This is a genomic window from Streptomyces virginiae (assembly GCF_040638905.1).
Lineage (GTDB): Bacteria > Actinomycetota > Actinomycetes > Streptomycetales > Streptomycetaceae > Streptomyces > Streptomyces virginiae_B.
On record NZ_JBEZYV010000016.1, the window covers coordinates 96,574 to 112,416 of the forward strand.

Genomic DNA, 15,843 nt, shown 5'->3' on the forward strand with positions numbered 1-15,843 from the left:
TGCGTCATCCGCCCTTCGGGAAGTAGGGAGGCGCCCATCCGAGGTAGGTGGCGCCCCACTTCGACTCGATCTCCGTCGCCGGGACGACGTCGATGTACCCGGGCCTGCGGATGTCGTTGCTCGCGATCTCGCCGTCCCCGAGGTAGACGGCGACATGGCCGGCCCGCTGACCGGTGTCCCAATACATCAGCGCCCCCGGGGGCGGGGTCCTGTCCTTGTCGTGCTTCATGCTGGTGGGCATTTCCCGGTAGTGGTCGATGGCGTAGGGGACACCGGAGGAAGACCATCCGTACGCGACGGACGTGAAGGCGAGGCACATCTGGTACCACTTCTTGGGACCGCTGCGCGCCTCTTCTCGGGCCGCCGCGATGGCCTCCTTCGTGCTCCGCGGGTTCTTGACCTCGGGGGGCCAGCCGGCGGCGCCGTCGTGGAAGGGCTGGCCCGGTTCACCGGGCTTGCCCCCGTCCTGGCAGCCCTTGTCCCGGGGCTTGTCCGATTCGCCGCCACCCGGAGGGCTTCCGTTCGTGCCGCGCCGGTTCAGGTCGATCTTCGCCTCGCCGGCCAGCTCGCGGGCGTAGTCCTCGTGCTGGTCGTAGAGGTCGGGGTACGCGCTGCGCTGGACCGCCTGGGCGGCGGCGCCGTACTTCATGGACTCCCAGCCGCGGACGTCGGTGAGCCCCGGCGGGTCGCCGTCGTCGCCGCCCCAGAAGAACATCTTGGCGGCGTACTTGGGCTGCATGATCTGTTCCTTGGTGCCCCAGCCCGCGACAGGACGCTGCTGGAACAGGCCGACCGAGTCGCGGTCGCCGTAGTCCAGGTTGAGGAGCGTGCTCTCCTGCAAGGCCGTCATCAGGGCGATCAGGGTGGCCCGGCCGGACAGTCCGCCCTCCTTGGCGACGGTGTCGATGATCTCTGCGTTCGCGAGCTGTGCCTTGCGTATGCCTTCGCCGGGCCGCTGCGCCCCGCCGCCGCCTTCTGAGTCCCCCGGGTCCACTCCGGGGCGGCCCCGGTCGCCGCAGCCGACGGCGGAGGCGTCGCCGCCCATGGCTGCGACCAGCCCGAGCAACAGCAGGCAGAAGACCATGACGACGGACAGCACGGCCGCCGCCTTGAGCTTGAAGACGATCCCCTTGGCATCGAGCAGGAGACCCGCCGCATCACGGGCCCGCACTAGACGCCCAGGATTCGCGTGATGTGCCACTTCCCGCCGGAGGTCATCAACTCCAGTTGCAGGACGGTGGTCTCGCTGTAGTCGGAGTAGCCGTCGACGGCCACGACGGTGGTCGCCTGACGCCAGACGCGCAACGGGGAGTCCCCGGGCAGGTCCTTGCCCGAGGGGGTCACGGCGACGGAGCGCACCGTGGAGATACCGCCCTGGCTGACGAGCTTGTCCCAGGCCGGGTCGGTGTGTTCGGAGAGGTTCGCGGCCAGAGCCGGCGCCAGGAGGGGGCGCACCCGCTCCACCACCGTCCTGTGCGTCTGGTCCTGCGGCGGGTTGCGGGTGAGGTAGACGCGCGCGAACTGCTCGGCGACCCGGTCGGGGTTGTCCAGGTCGGCCGGCGACGGCGGCGTCGCGGGCGTCGCCGAGGGCGCGCCGGGCGGGGCGGAGGCCGCCGGGACCTCCGCCGCACCGTCCCCGCGCGCCGGTGCCGCGGGGGCCGGGCCGGCTGTGGCGGCGGGCTGCTTCTCGCCGAGCAGGCCCGGCCACACCCAGCGGGTGCCCACTCCGAGCGCCAGCACCACCACGACGATGATCGCGGCGCCGGTGGGGCGGATCGGGTCGCGGCGGCGCTGTTCGCGCACCCACTCGTGCGACCGGCGCCGCATCTGCTGGTGGTGTACCGCCTTCGCACGGCGACGCGCCCGGCGGCTGCCCGCCTTCCGGACCTCCTCCGGGTGACGGATGTCGGCCAGGATCTCGCGCCACTCCTGTGGCGTTCGGTCACTCATGCTTGCCTGACCGGGGGTCGGAAGGAATGGGGCGAGGTGCTCGCGGGCCTGCGCGGGGGCCGGTTGGGCGTACTGCGGATGACGGTCGCCGAGATGAGGCGGGGCTCGCCCGGCGACTGCGGTACCGGGGCCTGGCGGAAGGCGAAGTTCGGCCGATTGCCGGACTCAGGGCGCATGGCCGGCGAAGCCGGGTTGCCGGAAGGGGCACTCGGGCTGCTGTGGCCTCGGTCGCCGGGAGCCCCGGCGCCGCTCGAGGGGCCGGGGGGCAGGGCCGGACGCGGCTGCGAGGCCTGTACGGCGGGCGTCGGGCGCGGTGACGGCCCGGAGACCGCGGCGGCGCCCGTCTTCGTGGCACCGGCCGCCCCTGAAACGGATCCGCCGGCGGCTTCGGCGGACCTTCCCGGCGGGAGTGCGATCTTGGGGCGGTGGCCGGCCGGCAGGGGCGCCGGGGCGGGCGGGCGCGCCGGCGGAACGCGGGTGACCGTGACGTCGGCACCGTCACCCGAACCGCCGGAACCGGTGGGAATTCCCGGACGGTTCCTCCCCCCGCCTCCGCCGCCCCCGCCGGTCCGGCCCGGAAGGGTCTCCCCGGGACGGTCGTAGCCGGAACCGGAGCGCTTCCCGCCTCCCTTGCCGACGGCGCTGAGGGCACGGGTGGCGAGCATGCCGGCGATCGACCCGCCCGTCGTGCCGCGCACGCCGAAGATCTGGGCGAGTACGGACCGGAACTGGAAGGCCACCACGGACAGGGCGATGGACAGGCCCATGGTGGGCAGCCATCCGTACTTCCCGAACATCTGCATCGTCGCGGTCTGCGCCGAGAGCACGGCGCCGAGCACCAGGGTCGCGATGAAGCTCTCGAGGGTGCGGGCGAGGAGCTGGTCGAACCAGGCGAGCCCCCACTGCCTCGGCCGCCCGGGAATGACCCAGAGGCAGGCGAAGAAGACGCCGGTCAGGAGGAGCAACAGCGACCCGAGGAAGGCCGCCAGGGAGGTGAACGCGAGGACCAGCAACAGGACCGCGAACAGCAGGGCGACGACGACGGAGGGGATCAGCACCATGATGCGCCCGACCGGGGTGTCGCCGTCCACCCAGTCCTTCGAGGCTCCACCGATATGGTCCTCGACCTCTTTGTCGATGTAGTCAACACGGTCTTCTGCGCTGGTCCCCTGGTCCAGGACCTGCCTTCCGTACTTCTTGCAGGCCTCCAGGCTGCCGAATTCGGCGATGCACCAAGGCGTGGCGACGAACCCCCGCCAGATGGAGTCCTGCGACTTCCGCAGCAGCGTGTCGCGGCCGTTGTCCGTGAACTTCGGCGCGTTCTTGAGCGCGAAGGGGAAATCTCCGGATCCGTCACCAAGGCCCTCGGCCGTGGCGGTCATGGTGACGCTCGCGCCGACCTGCCGCGCCGAATCGATTCCGCTCACCCAGGACTGGGGGCTGGTCAGGAGGGATACGGACACCACGCCCGAGATCAGAACCCAGGCGATCTGCGAGAGCCCGCCTCCGCCACCGCCCTTCCTGTGCTGCACGAAGGCGATGAACCCGCCGACTACGAGGCAGCTCGGGAGAATGAACTCCATCAGGCTCTGCGAGGCGCCGCCGATCATGGTGGAGATGGCCTTCTCCATCTCCGGGATCGACGTGAACCGGAACACCCAGCCCACGATCACCGTCATGGCGAGGCCGATGATGAGCAGGAGGGCCATGAGGATGCTGACGATGAAGTGCATGCTCGAGTCGATGCCCTCGAACATGTTGAGGTCGGCATCGATGAACCAGCGCCCCGGGTCGTACAGCTCGTACATCGTCTCCCCGCCCTCGGGGATGTTCCCGTCACTCGGCGACCAGAAGAGGTCTCCGATACCGACGGGGTTGATGTCCTCGGCGTGTGCCTGGCCGGCCAGGACCATGACGGAGGTGAAGGCGAAGAGAGCGGGGATCGCCACGGTTCTGAGCCGTGGCAAGCGCATGGACATCTCCTACTCCCCTCCCGCCGTGATCAGGGCACGGACCAGGGAGGGCATGTCGGGCTCGCGTGCCATGTCCTTCGCACGCACCCTCTCTCGCTGGTCGACCTTCCAGGAACCGCCTTCCTCGACCAGGCGAAGTGCGACGCGTTCGGTCTCCGTGGGCTTGCCCGGCTCCGTTTCGGTCTGAGCGACCAGAACTCCGAGCCCTGCGGGGTGCTTGCCGACGGCGGCGACTTCCACGGCGTCCGAGGCCTTGAACTGTCCCGCACCGGCAGGCTCGGGACCGCTGCCGGACGGCGACGGCGACGGACCTCCGTCCGTCCTCGAGGCGATGCACTGTTCGACCGACCCCCTCAGGTACCCCTGGGACTCGAGCGGGCAGGCCGTCTTCCAGTCCTGGCGTTTGACCGCCTGCATGTAGGTCTGGGCCGCCGCCATCGCCGCCGCCTTCGGGTCCTTCGGCGCGAGGACGCCTCCCTCCCCGTCCTCCCCGGACGAGGAACAGCCGGCCGCCAGCAGCGAGGCGGCCAGGGCCAGGGCGGCGACGTGGGTCGTGCGACGGGTCATGCTGGCACCTTCTCGGAGTCGTCGGAGTCCGCGGCCTGGCGCGCGGGTTTGGGCGAGGTGTCGAGGAGTTCGAGGAGTTCGAGGCTGGGGACGTCCCACTGGACGGTGGCGCAGTTGAAGCGACGGTCGCGAATGATGCAGTGGCCGTGGCGGATCTCGCCGTCCGGCAGGAGCCCGACGGAGCGGATGAGGGCGCGGGTGTGGTCGTCCTTGGGCAGGCCAAGGAGTTCTGCGAGGCCGTCCTGCTGTCCCTTGGTGGTGAGCTGGAACCCGGCGACGGTGGTGAGCTGTTCGGTGATGCCGACGAGTTCGACGAGGCTTTCCGGGTCCTGGGTGTCCAGGAGCAGCGAGGTTCCCAGGGCTCGGCCGACACGGGCGATGTACTGGAGGAAGTTGGCGCCCTCGCGGGTCGCGGTCAGGACGTGGACCTCGGGGACGCAGACGCTCTTGCGCAGGTGGCGCAGGTCGCGGCGGCCCGCGGTGGTGATGCCGTAGGCGAGCATGCTGTGCATCAGGGCCACCGACAGCCGCTGCGTCGGGGTCCATTCGTGACGGCCGGCCTCGACTCCGGGCAGGCTCAGGCCCGGCATCTGCACCACCCAGATGCCCGGTCCCGGGCTGATGAGGGGCGCGTCCCCGGTCGGGCGGCCCATGAAAGGGGCACCCAAGGAGGACTGGGCCAGCTCGTACAGGGCCTCTCCGGTCTCACGGGCGAGCGGGTCCTGCATCGTGCGGAGGTACTCGATCACCTTCCACGTCGCCGGCTCTCCCGCCTTGACCACGGCGTTGACGGCGTGGGTGATGGGGGTTTCGGCGCCACGCTGGCGCAGGTGCTCGGGAGCGGCGATGCTCAGCTGGGCGGGGACTTCACCGCGGGCGGCGTCGATGCCGTCGGCGGCCAGCAGGGTGAACAGGTCGCAGGAGCCGGCGAAGCGCGGACCGGTCTCAACGAGGTGGGCGTTCAGCCCGTATCGGCGGGCCGCGTTCACCACTCCGCCGAGGTCCCCCTTGAAGTCCAAGGCGATCTCGTGGGCGCCGCGGAAGGCCGCGTCCAGCATCGACAGCATCATCGCCATGGTCTTGCCGCGCCCCGAACGGCCCACGTAGGCAGTGGTCGTGGCATCACCGCGGTCCGAGCCCGAGGTCACGTCATTGCGGAAGACACCCGGTGTGGAGCCCGTCAGGTAGCCGACGATCGGACCCGTGTCGTCACCGACCTGGGCCCCGCCCCACCACCACGATCCCGCCAGCGCGGTCACGTCCCGGACGTGTCCCAGGTCGGGCACGCGCAGCTGGTCGCCGGGCTGGGTTTCGATGAACAGCTCCCGCTGCTCCTCCTCGCCGACGACCACCTCGATGCCGATGCCGCCGTAGTGGGTGATGACGGCGTCCACCCGGTCGCGCAGGTCGGCGAGCGAAATGGTGCTGGTGACGACGAGCCGCGGGTGGTCCTCGACCAGGGTGAGGTCCTCACGCCGCATGTCACGCGTGAGACCGGCCATCACCTGCTCGGTCTCCTCGATCTCGCGCCCCGGGTCCTCCGCGGACTGGCGGGCCGCCGAACGCCTCTGCTCCTTGGCCAACCGCCGTGCTTCGTCGACCAGCTTGAGCGCGTCCCGTTTCGGCTGGACGCGGAAGCGGACACTCGCCTCCGGGGAAACCGGCAGGATCAGCGCGGTGGGGTCGGTGCCCGGGTCGAGGTCGTCCTCGTCCAGGTCCGGAACGTAGTTGATCTCGGAGAGGACGCGCAGCCACTCGCCGTTGCCGGGGCTCTGCATCTCCTCGGGGAAGCCCGTCATGGTCAATACGGCCGTCCAGGCGACCACTTCACCGTGTGCGTCCACCACGCGCAGGTGATCGGGGTGGGGCAGGATCCGACCACGGGTGAGCGCGGCCAGCTTGGCACCCGTGATCACTCCCCCGTTGGCCGTCGGCAGCGGCGCCGCACGATGCTGCTCCCGGGAGATCATCCACGCCAGGGTCTCGACCGCGGCGGGCCGCGCCTTCCACGGGCTGGCCTCCAGACGGCGCCCGAGGCGGCGCATCTGCGCGTCGAACTTGCTGAGTTCGCGGGTGGAGACCGTTGTCGAGGTGAGGCCCAACCCGTCCTGCACCCCTCGTTTGCCGGCCGTACGGACCGTGCCCGCGCGCTCGGTCATCCGTACGCCGAGCAGGAGGTGCCGGGTGGGCAGGCCGATCTGTTCGAGTCGGCGCACGCGCAGATCGGCCCACTCCTGCCACGCGCCGTGACTGAACGTTCCGGCGGCCTCGGCGACGTAGTCCTCGGCGTGCAGGGGCGACCACAGCACGCGCAAGTGGCAGTCGAATCCGGCGAGGGTACGGGCGAGGGCCGCCGAGGCGGCGTCTAGTTCGGTGTCGCGCGCGCCCTCGCTCATGAGGTCGGTGTTCGAAGAGGCGAGGGTGAACCAGGCCTCCGTGTGGCTGTCCGTGATGATCAGGCCGTCGGCGAGGGCGACGTACCGCGGGGCACCCGCTGACCGGTCGCCCCCGATCCCGAGGAACGTGCCCACTCTCTGCAGGATCTTCAAGATGCTTTCCCCTCCTGGTGCTGAAGTGCTTTGCGGCCGTAGGCGCGGGCCACGGCGTCAGGACCGTAGAGACGGGGCCGCGCGGCGAGGCGGATCGGCGCCCCGGCGCCGGCGGGCACCGCCTCCTCGGCCCCGAGCCACCGCTCCAGCGGTCCCCCGAGGGGGCTTTCGAGGAGGATCTCGGTCCTCCCGGACCAGCGGGCGCGACGGCTGATCCACTCGCCGCGGGTGGCGGCTCGGCGGCCGCCGGAGATGATCGGCCGGTGGCCGAGCACCAGGTAGCGGGCCCCGATGGACCAGCGGGTCACGTTCCACCGCCGGTCCACGTCCCGGCTCTTCTGCGTGCCGTAGACCACGGTGAGGAGCGGGGGCAGGAAGTAGAACGTGAACGTGACCTTGGACGGGAAGCCGAACAGCAGCAGGAGCGGCCCGGCCCACACGAGGTACAGCACGAGTCCCATGACGAGCGCGCGGCGGGGCACACCTTCGCCCAGGTCCATGCCGAGGAGTTCGTGCTGTTTGGTCTCCAGGTTGAGGTGGCTGGTGTAGGTGCGACCGACTCTCATCAGGCCCCCGCGACCTTCTTCCAGACATCGCCGAGGAGCGTCTTGACGCCGTCCGGGAACCACACGATTCCAGCGACGAACACGGCCGCGACGAACAGCGTCAGCATCTCGCCCCACTCCTTCTTCAGGAAGTGGCCCAGGGCCCTGACTGCCAGGAATGCGGCGAAGAGGTTGCCGACCACGGCGAGGATCCAACCCTTGAGGTCGGCGCCCGTGGTGAGCGCGAGCGTCTCGGTGGCGGTTTGGTGCAGCACAGGATTCCCCCGTTGTTGTGATGACTGTCATGCTGAAGCGATTTCCGTGACGACGACTCACCCCGGTGAGCGACGGGAACGGAGATTCAGAGAGCGCCGCCGCGGATGTCCGCGACCTGCCACCGCTGGGCGTCCGAGCTGGACACCCGGGTGAGCTTCACGCGGTAGGCGACTTCGACGGTGGTGCCGCCCAGTGCCCAGCCGACCCGGGCGGAACCCCAGCGGTCGCCTGCTCCGGAGGCGTCGACGGACCAGGAGAGGACACCCTTGAACTCGATCCCTTGCGGCAGGGCCGGCAGTCGCGCGCCGGGGGCCGAGACGCTCTCCGTGTCACCGCCCGCGTAGGCGGCGAAAAACTTCTCGATGGTGCTCTTCGTCTGGCCGGTGAGCTCGGCGTCCGTCTGGACGGCCGGCGTGTCAGGCAGCTGGGGGCCCGTGGCCGGCACGCCCACCAGGGCGGGACGTCCGGTGACGGAGAACCGCCCACCGGCCTGGAACACGGGGACGTCGAGCCCCACCCAGCGGGCGCCCGACTCCGCCCGGGGCGCGGTTCCCCCGGGGGCGGCGGAGGGGGCGGGGCTGGTGGACGGTTCGGCCGCTCCCGCGGAACGGATCAGGACGTCGACGCGAACGAGCGCACGACCGGCTTCAGCCGGGGTGACCGCGCCGGGCTGGACGGCCAGCACCTCCTGACGGCCCTTGCCGTCCCAGCCCATGGTGCTGTCCGCCCCGGCCGGCAGTGCGGAGGCGAGGAGCGCAGCGCGCTCCTCCTTCCTGGTCTCGTCCCAGCCGAGGTAGGCGCGGGCGAAGCGGGCGGCGGCCGCCTGGGCTTCGGCGGTCGGGTACGTCGGCCCTGCCTGAGCCGGAGCGGTGGCGGCGGCCGGGGCCTTGGGCGGAACCACCCAGGCACGGACGCCCGTGACGGCCGCGAGGGCCACAACGGTCCACAGCAGGCCGCGGCCGAGCCTGCGGGCGAATACCACACCCGAGCTTTCGTCCTGGGGCACCCACGGAGCGGTCGGCGTCACCACCTGACGGACCGTCTCATTGGGCGCCGCGGAGGCACGCTCACGCGCCGCCACCAGCTCGGCGCCCGCGGCCTCCCACGGATTCACCGTCTGAGAGCCCGGCTTCTCTTCCTGTCGGGACGGCCCCTCCGGAAGTCCTCGCTTGCTCTGGTCCACCGGTTCCGGAAGGCCCATCACCTTCCGGGTCATTCTCGCAAACGAGCCCATTCCCCCCACGCCTCTCCCGCCGTTCCGGCGCACGCCTCGACCTCACGCCGACGTGCCCGCCCCCCAGCTGCCATGTGTTGGCACATGCAGCAGCGGCAAACCATAAGAGACATGTGATCATCAGTCAAAAATTTCAACTAGCGCTAAGTCGACAAGGACACCTCGGGCGGGGAATCCAGACCCGTCTCACATATCGATCGGTCGCCAGACTCTGTGCACACCCACGAACCCCCGACACCGGACCCGTCCGAGTTCCACCTGCACGACGACTGTCGGCTCCGGGGCCACTTCACCCACACCCCGGGACCGACCAGCACAGTTGTGTCAAGCCCCATACCAGCAGGTGAGAGACTTACGAGAGCTCACCGCGCCCCGCGATGCCGCTGCGGCAGCACGATCCTCCGTCGCCCTCACTCGATCCGGCCAGGAAATCCGGGAAGCCCGGAAGTGGAACCCTCTCGGCACACTCACGGGAATGCGGCGGCATGACTTCGACGGGCCCCTCGGGGTGACCGAGCGCCCTTCGCACGCTTACCGCACGCCGAGCGACAGCGCCGGAAGCCCCACCCTGCAGAAACGCTCTACTACCCCAGCCTTCACTTCAGCGAATACTCCGGAGGTAGGAGCAAAGTCGCGCTCGGACCCACGGGGCGCGGCGCGGTTCTCGGCGCATACACGCGGAGTGCGGGGCCTCCGGTTGCGCGGCCCGCCTGTGGCCTCGACCACAGCGCCCCCGGGCGGCCGACGCCCCTCGTCGAGACGGCTGCAAGGTCGGCCCGGCCACCGACGGCCGCTCACGCGCACGGCACGGAGGGCGTCCCGGCCTCCGGGGTCTACAGCATTGAGCACCGTATGTGGATGGGGCGGTACGGGTACGACGAACCCGTACCGGCCACGCCGGTCCACAGTCCGGAAATGCCGAGCACTACCCAGTGGAGCGCGGCCCGAGCGGCGACCCCTCCTCCTCTGACGGAGCGTCAGCAATGCCCCCGGATGACGGTCATCCGGGGGCAAGACACTGAGCGATTTGCCGGAACGACAGCCGAGCCGACATTTCGGCCACCCGAACCGCGGGGCAGGATTCCTACTTCGCGATCGGTTCCAGGATCGCCACGCACTCCACGTGGTGGGTCATCGGGAAGAGGTCGAAGACGCGGAGGGTGCGGACCTTGTAGCCGGCTTCCGCGAAGTAGGCCAGGTCGCGGGCCAGGGCCGCCGGGTCGCACGCCACGTAGGCGATGCGGCGGGCCGAGAGGCCCGCCACGTGGCGGACCGTCTGCTTGCCCGCGCCCGCGCGCGGGGGGTCCAGGACGACCAGGTCGCACTCCGTGATGCCGGTCTTCGGGAGGACCGTCTCGACCTTGCCCTGTTCGATGCGGACCCGGGGGAAGTCCGCCAGGTTGTGCCGGGCGTCCTCCACCGCGCGCTTCGTGGACTCGATGCCCAGGACGGCGCCCGTCTCGCCGAGGCGTTCGGCGAGGGCCCCGGCGAAGATGCCGACACCGCAGTAGAGGTCGAGGGCCATCTCGCCCTTGCGCGGCATCAGGCCCTGCATGACGGCCTTGATCAGGGTGTCCGCGGCCTGCGGGTGGACCTGCCAGAAGCCGCCCATGCCGACGCGGTACGTACGGCCGTCCGCGCGCTCCCGGACGAAGGGGCGGCCGTGGACGCGGTGGACCCCGCCGTCCTTCTCCTCCACGCGCAGGACGGAGACCGGCTTGTCGAGCTCGACCAGGGGCAGGCGGCCGCCCGGACGCGGGGTCAGGACGACCTGGCGGTCCTGGGAGCCCGAGGCGGCGATGGCCTCGACCGTGGCCATCTGGGGCCAGTCCTGCTTCTCGATGCCCAGCTCGCTGACGCCCTGCGCCGCGATCATGCAGTGGTCGATCGGCTCGATCTCGTGGGAGCGGTGCTTGCGCAGGCCGACGGTGCCGTCCTCGTCGACGGCGTACTGCACGCGCGTGCGCCACTGCGGCACCTGCCCGGCCGGCAGCTTGTCGCCCTCGGCGGGCATCACGGTGCCGTCCCAGCCGGCCTCCTCCGGGGTGAGCCCGGCGAGCCGCTTCAGCTGCTCGGCGACGACCTCGCCCTTGAGCCGGCGCTGCGCGCCCGGCTTGGCGTGCTGCCAGTCACAGCCACCGCACTTGCCGGGGCCGGCGTACGGGCACGGGGCCTCGACGCGGTCCTTGGAGGCATCGAGCACGGTGATCGCGTCGGCGCGCAGGAAGCGGGAGTCGACGTCGCCCTCGGTGACCTTCGCGACGACCTTCTCGCCGGGCAGGGTGTGGCGGACGAACAGGACCCGGCCCTCTGCGGTGCGGGCGATGCAGTGGCCGCCGTGCGCGACGGGACCGACCTCGACCTCGTACTCCTCCCCGACCAGTGACTGCTTCTCGTTCTGCTCCGTCATGGCGGGGAGGCTCCAAGGATAAGAAAGACCAAAAAAGTGAACGGCCGGACGACCGACCCACCAGTTTACGTGGATCTCGTCCGGCCGTTCACCAACCGGTTCAGCCCTTGCCGGTCGGCGCCTTCGACGGTCGCGGGGTGTCGACCGGACCGCGGCGGACCGAGCCCGGGGCGTTCCAGTCCTGGCGCTTCTTCGCCCGCCTCTTGGCGAGCTCCGAGGACTCCAGCTGGTAGGGCACCGAGGTGACCATCACACCGGGGGTGAAGAGCAGCCGGCCCTTGAGGCGCAGTGCGCTCTGGTTGTGCAGCAGGTGCTCCCACCAGCGGCCGACGACGTACTCCGGGATGTACACGCTGACCGCGTCGCGCGGGTTCTCGCTGCGCAGGCCCTTGACGTACTCGACGACCGGGCGGGTGATCTCGCGGTACGGCGAGTCGAGGATCTTGAGCGGGACGTTGATCCCGCGTCGGTCCCACTCCTCGCGCAGCGCCTTGGTCTCGGCCGTGTCGACGCTGATGCTGACCGCTTCCAGGGTGTCGGAGCGGGTGAGCTTGGCGAAGGCCAGGGCGCGCAGCGTGGGCTTGTGCACCTTGGAGACCAGGACGATCGAGTGGACGCGGGAGGGGCGCACGCTGTCGTCGCTGGGGCCCTCGGCGGCGGCGATCTCGGCGGAGACCCGGTCGTAGTGCTTCCGGATCGCGGTCATCGTGCCGTAGAAGATCACCATGCCGAGCAGGGCGACCCAGGCGCCGTGGGTGAACTTGGTGGCCAGGACGATGACCAGAACCATGCCGGTGAAGAAGGCGCCGAAGGTGTTGATCGCCCGGGAGCGGTGCATGCGCCGGCGGGTGGCGGCGTCGCGCTCGGTCTTCAGGTGCCGGTTCCAGTGCCGGACCATGCCGATCTGGCTGAGCGTGAAGGACACGAATACGCCGACGATGTACAGCTGGATCAGTTTGGTCGAGTCCGCGTCGTAGATCCAGACGAGCAGTATGGCGGCGCCGGCGAGGAGCACGATGCCGTTGGAGAAGGCGAGCCGGTCGCCGCGCGTGTGCAGCTGGCGCGGCAGGTAGCGGTCCTGCGCGAGGATCGAGCCGAGCAGCGGGAAGCCGTTGTACGCGGTGTTCGCCGCCAGGAAGAGGACGAGCGCGGTGGCCGTGGCGAGCAGGATGAACAGGATGCTGCCGCCGCCGAAGACGGCTTCGCCGACCTGGGAGATCACCGGGTCCTGGACGTACGAGGGGCCGACCGGTACTCCGTCTTGCAGCAGGTCCACGGCGGGGTTCTCGGCCATGCGCACGTCGGTGGCCATGGCGAGGCCGATGATGCCGCAGAACATGGTGACCGCCAGGCCGCCCATGAGGGCGAGGGTGCTCGCGGCGTTCTTGCTCTTGGGCTTGCGGAAGGCGGGGACGCCGTTGCTGATGGCCTCGACGCCCGTCAGTGCGGCACAGCCGGAGGAGAAGGCGCGCAGCAGCAGGAAGACCATCGCGAAGCCGGCGAGGCCCTTCTGCTCGGGTTCGATCTCGAAGTCGGCCGTCGGCGCCGACATGGTCTCGCCGAGGACGATGCCCTTCCAGGCGCCCCAGCCGATCATGACGAAGACGGCGGCGACGAAGACATAGGTCGGGATCGCGAAGAGTTTGCCGGACTCCTTCACGCCGCGCAGATTCATCAGCGTGAGCAGAAGGATCATGACGATCGCCGAGAGCACCTTGTGCTCGATGACGAAATGCACCGCCGAGCCGAGATTCTCCACTCCGGAGGAAATCGACACGGCGACGGTCAGGACGTAGTCGACGAGCAGGGCGCTCGCCACGGTCAGGCCGGCCCGGGGGCCGAGGTTGGTGTTGGCCACCTCGTAGTCGCCGCCGCCGCTGGGGTAGGCGTGGACGTTCTGCCGGTAGGAGGCGACCACCGTGAACATCAGCACCACGACCGCGAGGGCGATCCAGGGGCTGTACTGGTACGCCGACACGCCCGCGATCGACAGGACCAGCAGGACCTCGCCCGGGGCGTAGGCCACGGAGGAGAGAGGGTCGGACGCGAAGACAGGAAGGGCGATCCGCTTGGGAAGGAGTGTTTCCCCGAGGCGGTCGCTGCGTAGCGCCCGGCCGATCAGGATCCGTTTGGGCACGTCGGTCAGTTTGGACACGCAGAGGATCGTAAGCGTTCGAAATCAGACTGACGAACCCCCCACCCCCTCATAACGCAATCCCGTCGCATTTCCTCCCCGACCGCACCACGAACGCACCACGACCGCACCGCGGACGTGCCCCGAGTGCGCCGCGGATACGTCGCGGAGGTGCCCCGGTGGGCCCGGGCGGGCCCGGGTGCGTCCCGAGAAGCGAACAAGAGGCCTCACCCGTGACCACCCGTGTGTAGCTTGGGCCATGGTCTGAGACCCTGTTAAACCAGAGATGCAATGAGGCTGGGAACCAGCGAGTCGCTGACAGCCGGAAGGACGGCCGTGCACATCGTCATCATGGGTTGCGGAAGAGTGGGCTCCGCCCTCGCGCAAACCCTGGAACAGCAGGGGCATACGGTCGCAGTCGTCGACCAGGACCCCACCGCATTCCGCCGGCTCGGCGCCGGATTCGGCGGCCGCCGCGTCACCGGGGTCGGCTTCGACCAGGACACCCTGCGGGAGGCGGGAATCGAGGACGCGGGCGCGTTCGCCGCCGTCAGCAGTGGTGACAATTCCAACATCATCGCCGCGCGGGTGGCCCGGGAGATGTTCGGCGTCGAGAACGTCGCCGCACGCATCTACGACCCCAAGCGCGCCGAGGTCTACCAGCGCCTGGGCATCCCCACCGTCGCCACCGTGCGGTGGACCGCCGACCAGATGCTGCGCCGGCTGCTGCCGTCGGGCGCCGAGCCGCTGTGGCGGGACCCGAGCGGCGGCGTTCAGCTCGCCGAGGTGCACACCTCTCCCGCCTGGATCGGGCACAAGGTCAGCAAGATCCAGGACGAGACCGGCGTCCGTGTCGCGTTCCTCACCCGGCTGGGCGAGGCCATGCTGCCGACGTCGCAGACGGTGCTGCAGGAGGGCGACCTCGTCCACGTGATGATGCGCACGGACGAGATCGACAAGGTCGAGGCGGCTTTCGCCGAGGGGCCTGAGGAGGCACACGCATGAGGGTCGCTATCGCCGGGGCAGGCGCGGTGGGCCGCTCCATCGCGGGCGAGCTGCTGGAGAACGGCCACGAGGTGCTCCTGGTCGACAAGGCGCCGACCGCCATCTCGGTGGAGCGGGTGCCTCAGGCCGAGTGGCTGCTGGCCGACGCCTGCGAGATCACCTCGCTGGACGAGGCGGCGCTGCAGCGCTGCAACGTGGTCATCGCGGCGACCGGTGACGACAAGGTCAACCTCGTCGTCTCGCTGCTCGCGAAGACCGAATACGGCGTGCCGCGCGTGGTGGCCCGCGTCAACAACCCGAAGAACGAGTGGCTCTTCAACGAGTCCTGGGGCGTGGACGTCGCGGTCTCCACGCCGCGCCTGATGTCGGCCCTGGTCGAGGAGGCCGTGAGCGTCGGCGACCTGGTGCGGCTGCTGCGCTTCAGCCACGGCGACGCCAACCTGGTCGAGCTGACCCTGCCGGCCGACTCCTCGGTCGCGGGTACGCAGATCAGCGAGATCAGCTGGCCCGAGGACACCTCGCTGGTGACGATCATCCGGGGCAACCGGGTGCTCACCCCGCACGGCGAGGAGACCCTGGAGCCGGGCGACGAGCTCCTCTTCGTGGCGGCCCAGGCCCGCGAGGAGCAGCTGGAGGACCTCCTCCAGGCCCGCCGCTAGTCCTGCGGACCTGCGGACCTGCTCGGCCGACGAAGGGGGCGCGCCCGGCACGGCGCGCCCCCTTCGCGCTTCCCCACCACAGGCCCTGCGGGCCCGCCCGGGCAGGCTCGGCCACCCCTCGGCCTGCGCATGGGCAGCGCCACGCACCGTCGGCCGGCCCTGCGGGCACGCTCGACGGACGGAGCCCCGCCCGCCGCTGCCACCGTCCGGGCGGCCGGTGCCCCCCCTTCTCGGCGGCCGCCGGCCCTGAGGGGCGCACTCGACGTACGGGTGCCTGACGGGCTCCCCCGCGGCGCTGCATGCTCGTGCGGGATGGCGGCCGCGGCAAGGTGGCGCTGTACGCGGACGGCGTGCCGGCAGGTCGACGGCAGCCCGGCCCCCACGACACGTTCAGCGTGGCTTCCCGAAGGTGCGACCTCGGCGAATGCGGCCACCAGGTGCCCGGATCGGCCCGCGGCCCAGGGCCGTTCTCGACCGGGGCCGGGCAGGCCAGGGCCTGGGGCCGGGCCCGGTCGGGCCTGGGGCCGGGCCCGGAGGCCGG

12 protein-coding genes are annotated in these 15,843 nt (G+C 70.6%); 2 read left to right on the plus strand and 10 right to left on the minus strand.

From position 1 onward, the window contains the following. Positions 1–4: 4 nt before the first annotated feature. The 10 genes from AB0F82_RS22440 to AB0F82_RS22485 all read right to left on the minus strand — a co-directional run bounded on the left by AB0F82_RS22440 (position 5) and on the right by AB0F82_RS22485 (position 13,659). The gene (locus AB0F82_RS22440) at positions 5–1,171 is read right to left on the minus strand and encodes a peptidase M23 (protein WP_362630541.1); all 1,167 of its coding nucleotides are present in this window, start codon (positions 1,169–1,171) and stop codon (positions 5–7) included. Next, a complete protein-coding gene (locus AB0F82_RS22445) occupies positions 1,171–1,950 on the minus strand; it encodes a hypothetical protein (RefSeq protein WP_362630544.1) in 780 nt (259 codons plus the stop codon). The genes AB0F82_RS22440 and AB0F82_RS22445 overlap by 1 nt, the downstream gene beginning before the upstream one ends. Further along, positions 1,947–3,923, minus strand: coding sequence for a hypothetical protein (locus tag AB0F82_RS22450; RefSeq protein WP_362630547.1), 1,977 nt, complete (start codon positions 3,921–3,923; stop codon positions 1,947–1,949). The genes AB0F82_RS22445 and AB0F82_RS22450 overlap by 4 nt, the downstream gene beginning before the upstream one ends. A gap of 9 nt (positions 3,924–3,932) precedes the next feature. Further along, the gene (locus tag AB0F82_RS22455; protein WP_362630550.1) at positions 3,933–4,490 is read right to left on the minus strand and encodes a hypothetical protein; all 558 of its coding nucleotides are present in this window, start codon (positions 4,488–4,490) and stop codon (positions 3,933–3,935) included. After that, positions 4,487–7,039 carry an ATP-binding protein gene (locus tag AB0F82_RS22460; RefSeq protein WP_362630553.1) on the minus strand — a complete coding sequence of 851 codons (2,553 nt, stop codon included), beginning with the start codon at positions 7,037–7,039 and terminating at the stop codon, positions 4,487–4,489. The genes AB0F82_RS22455 and AB0F82_RS22460 overlap by 4 nt, the downstream gene beginning before the upstream one ends. Beyond that, complete coding sequence (locus tag AB0F82_RS22465) at positions 7,036–7,605, minus strand: hypothetical protein (protein WP_362630556.1); 570 nt, start codon at positions 7,603–7,605, stop codon at positions 7,036–7,038. Before AB0F82_RS22465 ends, AB0F82_RS22460 begins: the two co-directional genes overlap by 4 nt. Then, the gene (locus tag AB0F82_RS22470; RefSeq protein WP_362630559.1) at positions 7,605–7,859 is read right to left on the minus strand and encodes a hypothetical protein; all 255 of its coding nucleotides are present in this window, start codon (positions 7,857–7,859) and stop codon (positions 7,605–7,607) included. The genes AB0F82_RS22465 and AB0F82_RS22470 overlap by 1 nt, the downstream gene beginning before the upstream one ends. A gap of 86 nt (positions 7,860–7,945) precedes the next feature. Continuing rightward, entirely contained in the window at positions 7,946–8,974 is a 1,029-nt protein-coding gene (locus AB0F82_RS22475; RefSeq protein ID WP_362630562.1) for a conjugal transfer protein, read from the minus strand. Between the two features lie 1,204 nt (positions 8,975–10,178). Beyond that, positions 10,179–11,504: a class I SAM-dependent RNA methyltransferase gene (locus AB0F82_RS22480; RefSeq protein WP_356811661.1), complete on the minus strand. Its 1,326-nt coding sequence runs from the start codon at positions 11,502–11,504 to the stop codon at positions 10,179–10,181. Between the two features lie 100 nt (positions 11,505–11,604). Beyond that, entirely contained in the window at positions 11,605–13,659 is a 2,055-nt protein-coding gene (locus AB0F82_RS22485; protein ID WP_362630565.1) for an APC family permease, read from the minus strand. A 315-nt stretch (positions 13,660–13,974) separates the two neighbouring features. Between AB0F82_RS22485 and AB0F82_RS22490 the strand changes: the two genes are divergently transcribed. Together AB0F82_RS22490 and AB0F82_RS22495 are read left to right on the plus strand one after the other, a co-directional pair. Continuing rightward, on the plus strand, positions 13,975–14,643 hold the full coding sequence (locus AB0F82_RS22490; protein WP_030838372.1) for a potassium channel family protein: 669 nt from the start codon (positions 13,975–13,977) through the stop codon (positions 14,641–14,643). After that, a complete protein-coding gene (locus tag AB0F82_RS22495) occupies positions 14,640–15,302 on the plus strand; it encodes a potassium channel family protein (protein ID WP_030650639.1) in 663 nt (220 codons plus the stop codon). The genes AB0F82_RS22490 and AB0F82_RS22495 overlap by 4 nt, the downstream gene beginning before the upstream one ends. Positions 15,303–15,843 lie beyond the last annotated feature (541 nt).

Bases quoted from the DNA above. Each gene is read 5' to 3' on its own strand.
- AB0F82_RS22445 (WP_362630544.1), bottom strand. From the start codon at position 1,950: ATGAGTGACCGAACGCCACAGGAGTGGCGCGAGATCCTGGCCGACATC.
- AB0F82_RS22450 (WP_362630547.1), bottom strand. From the start codon at position 3,923: ATGCGCTTGCCACGGCTCAGAACCGTGGCGATCCCCGCTCTCTTCGCC.
- AB0F82_RS22455 (WP_362630550.1), bottom strand. From the start codon at position 4,490: ATGACCCGTCGCACGACCCACGTCGCCGCCCTGGCCCTGGCCGCCTCG.
- AB0F82_RS22465 (WP_362630556.1), bottom strand. From the start codon at position 7,605: ATGAGAGTCGGTCGCACCTACACCAGCCACCTCAACCTGGAGACCAAA.
- AB0F82_RS22480 (WP_356811661.1), bottom strand. From the start codon at position 11,504: ATGACGGAGCAGAACGAGAAGCAGTCACTGGTCGGGGAGGAGTACGAG.
- AB0F82_RS22495 (WP_030650639.1), top strand. From the start codon at position 14,640: ATGAGGGTCGCTATCGCCGGGGCAGGCGCGGTGGGCCGCTCCATCGCG.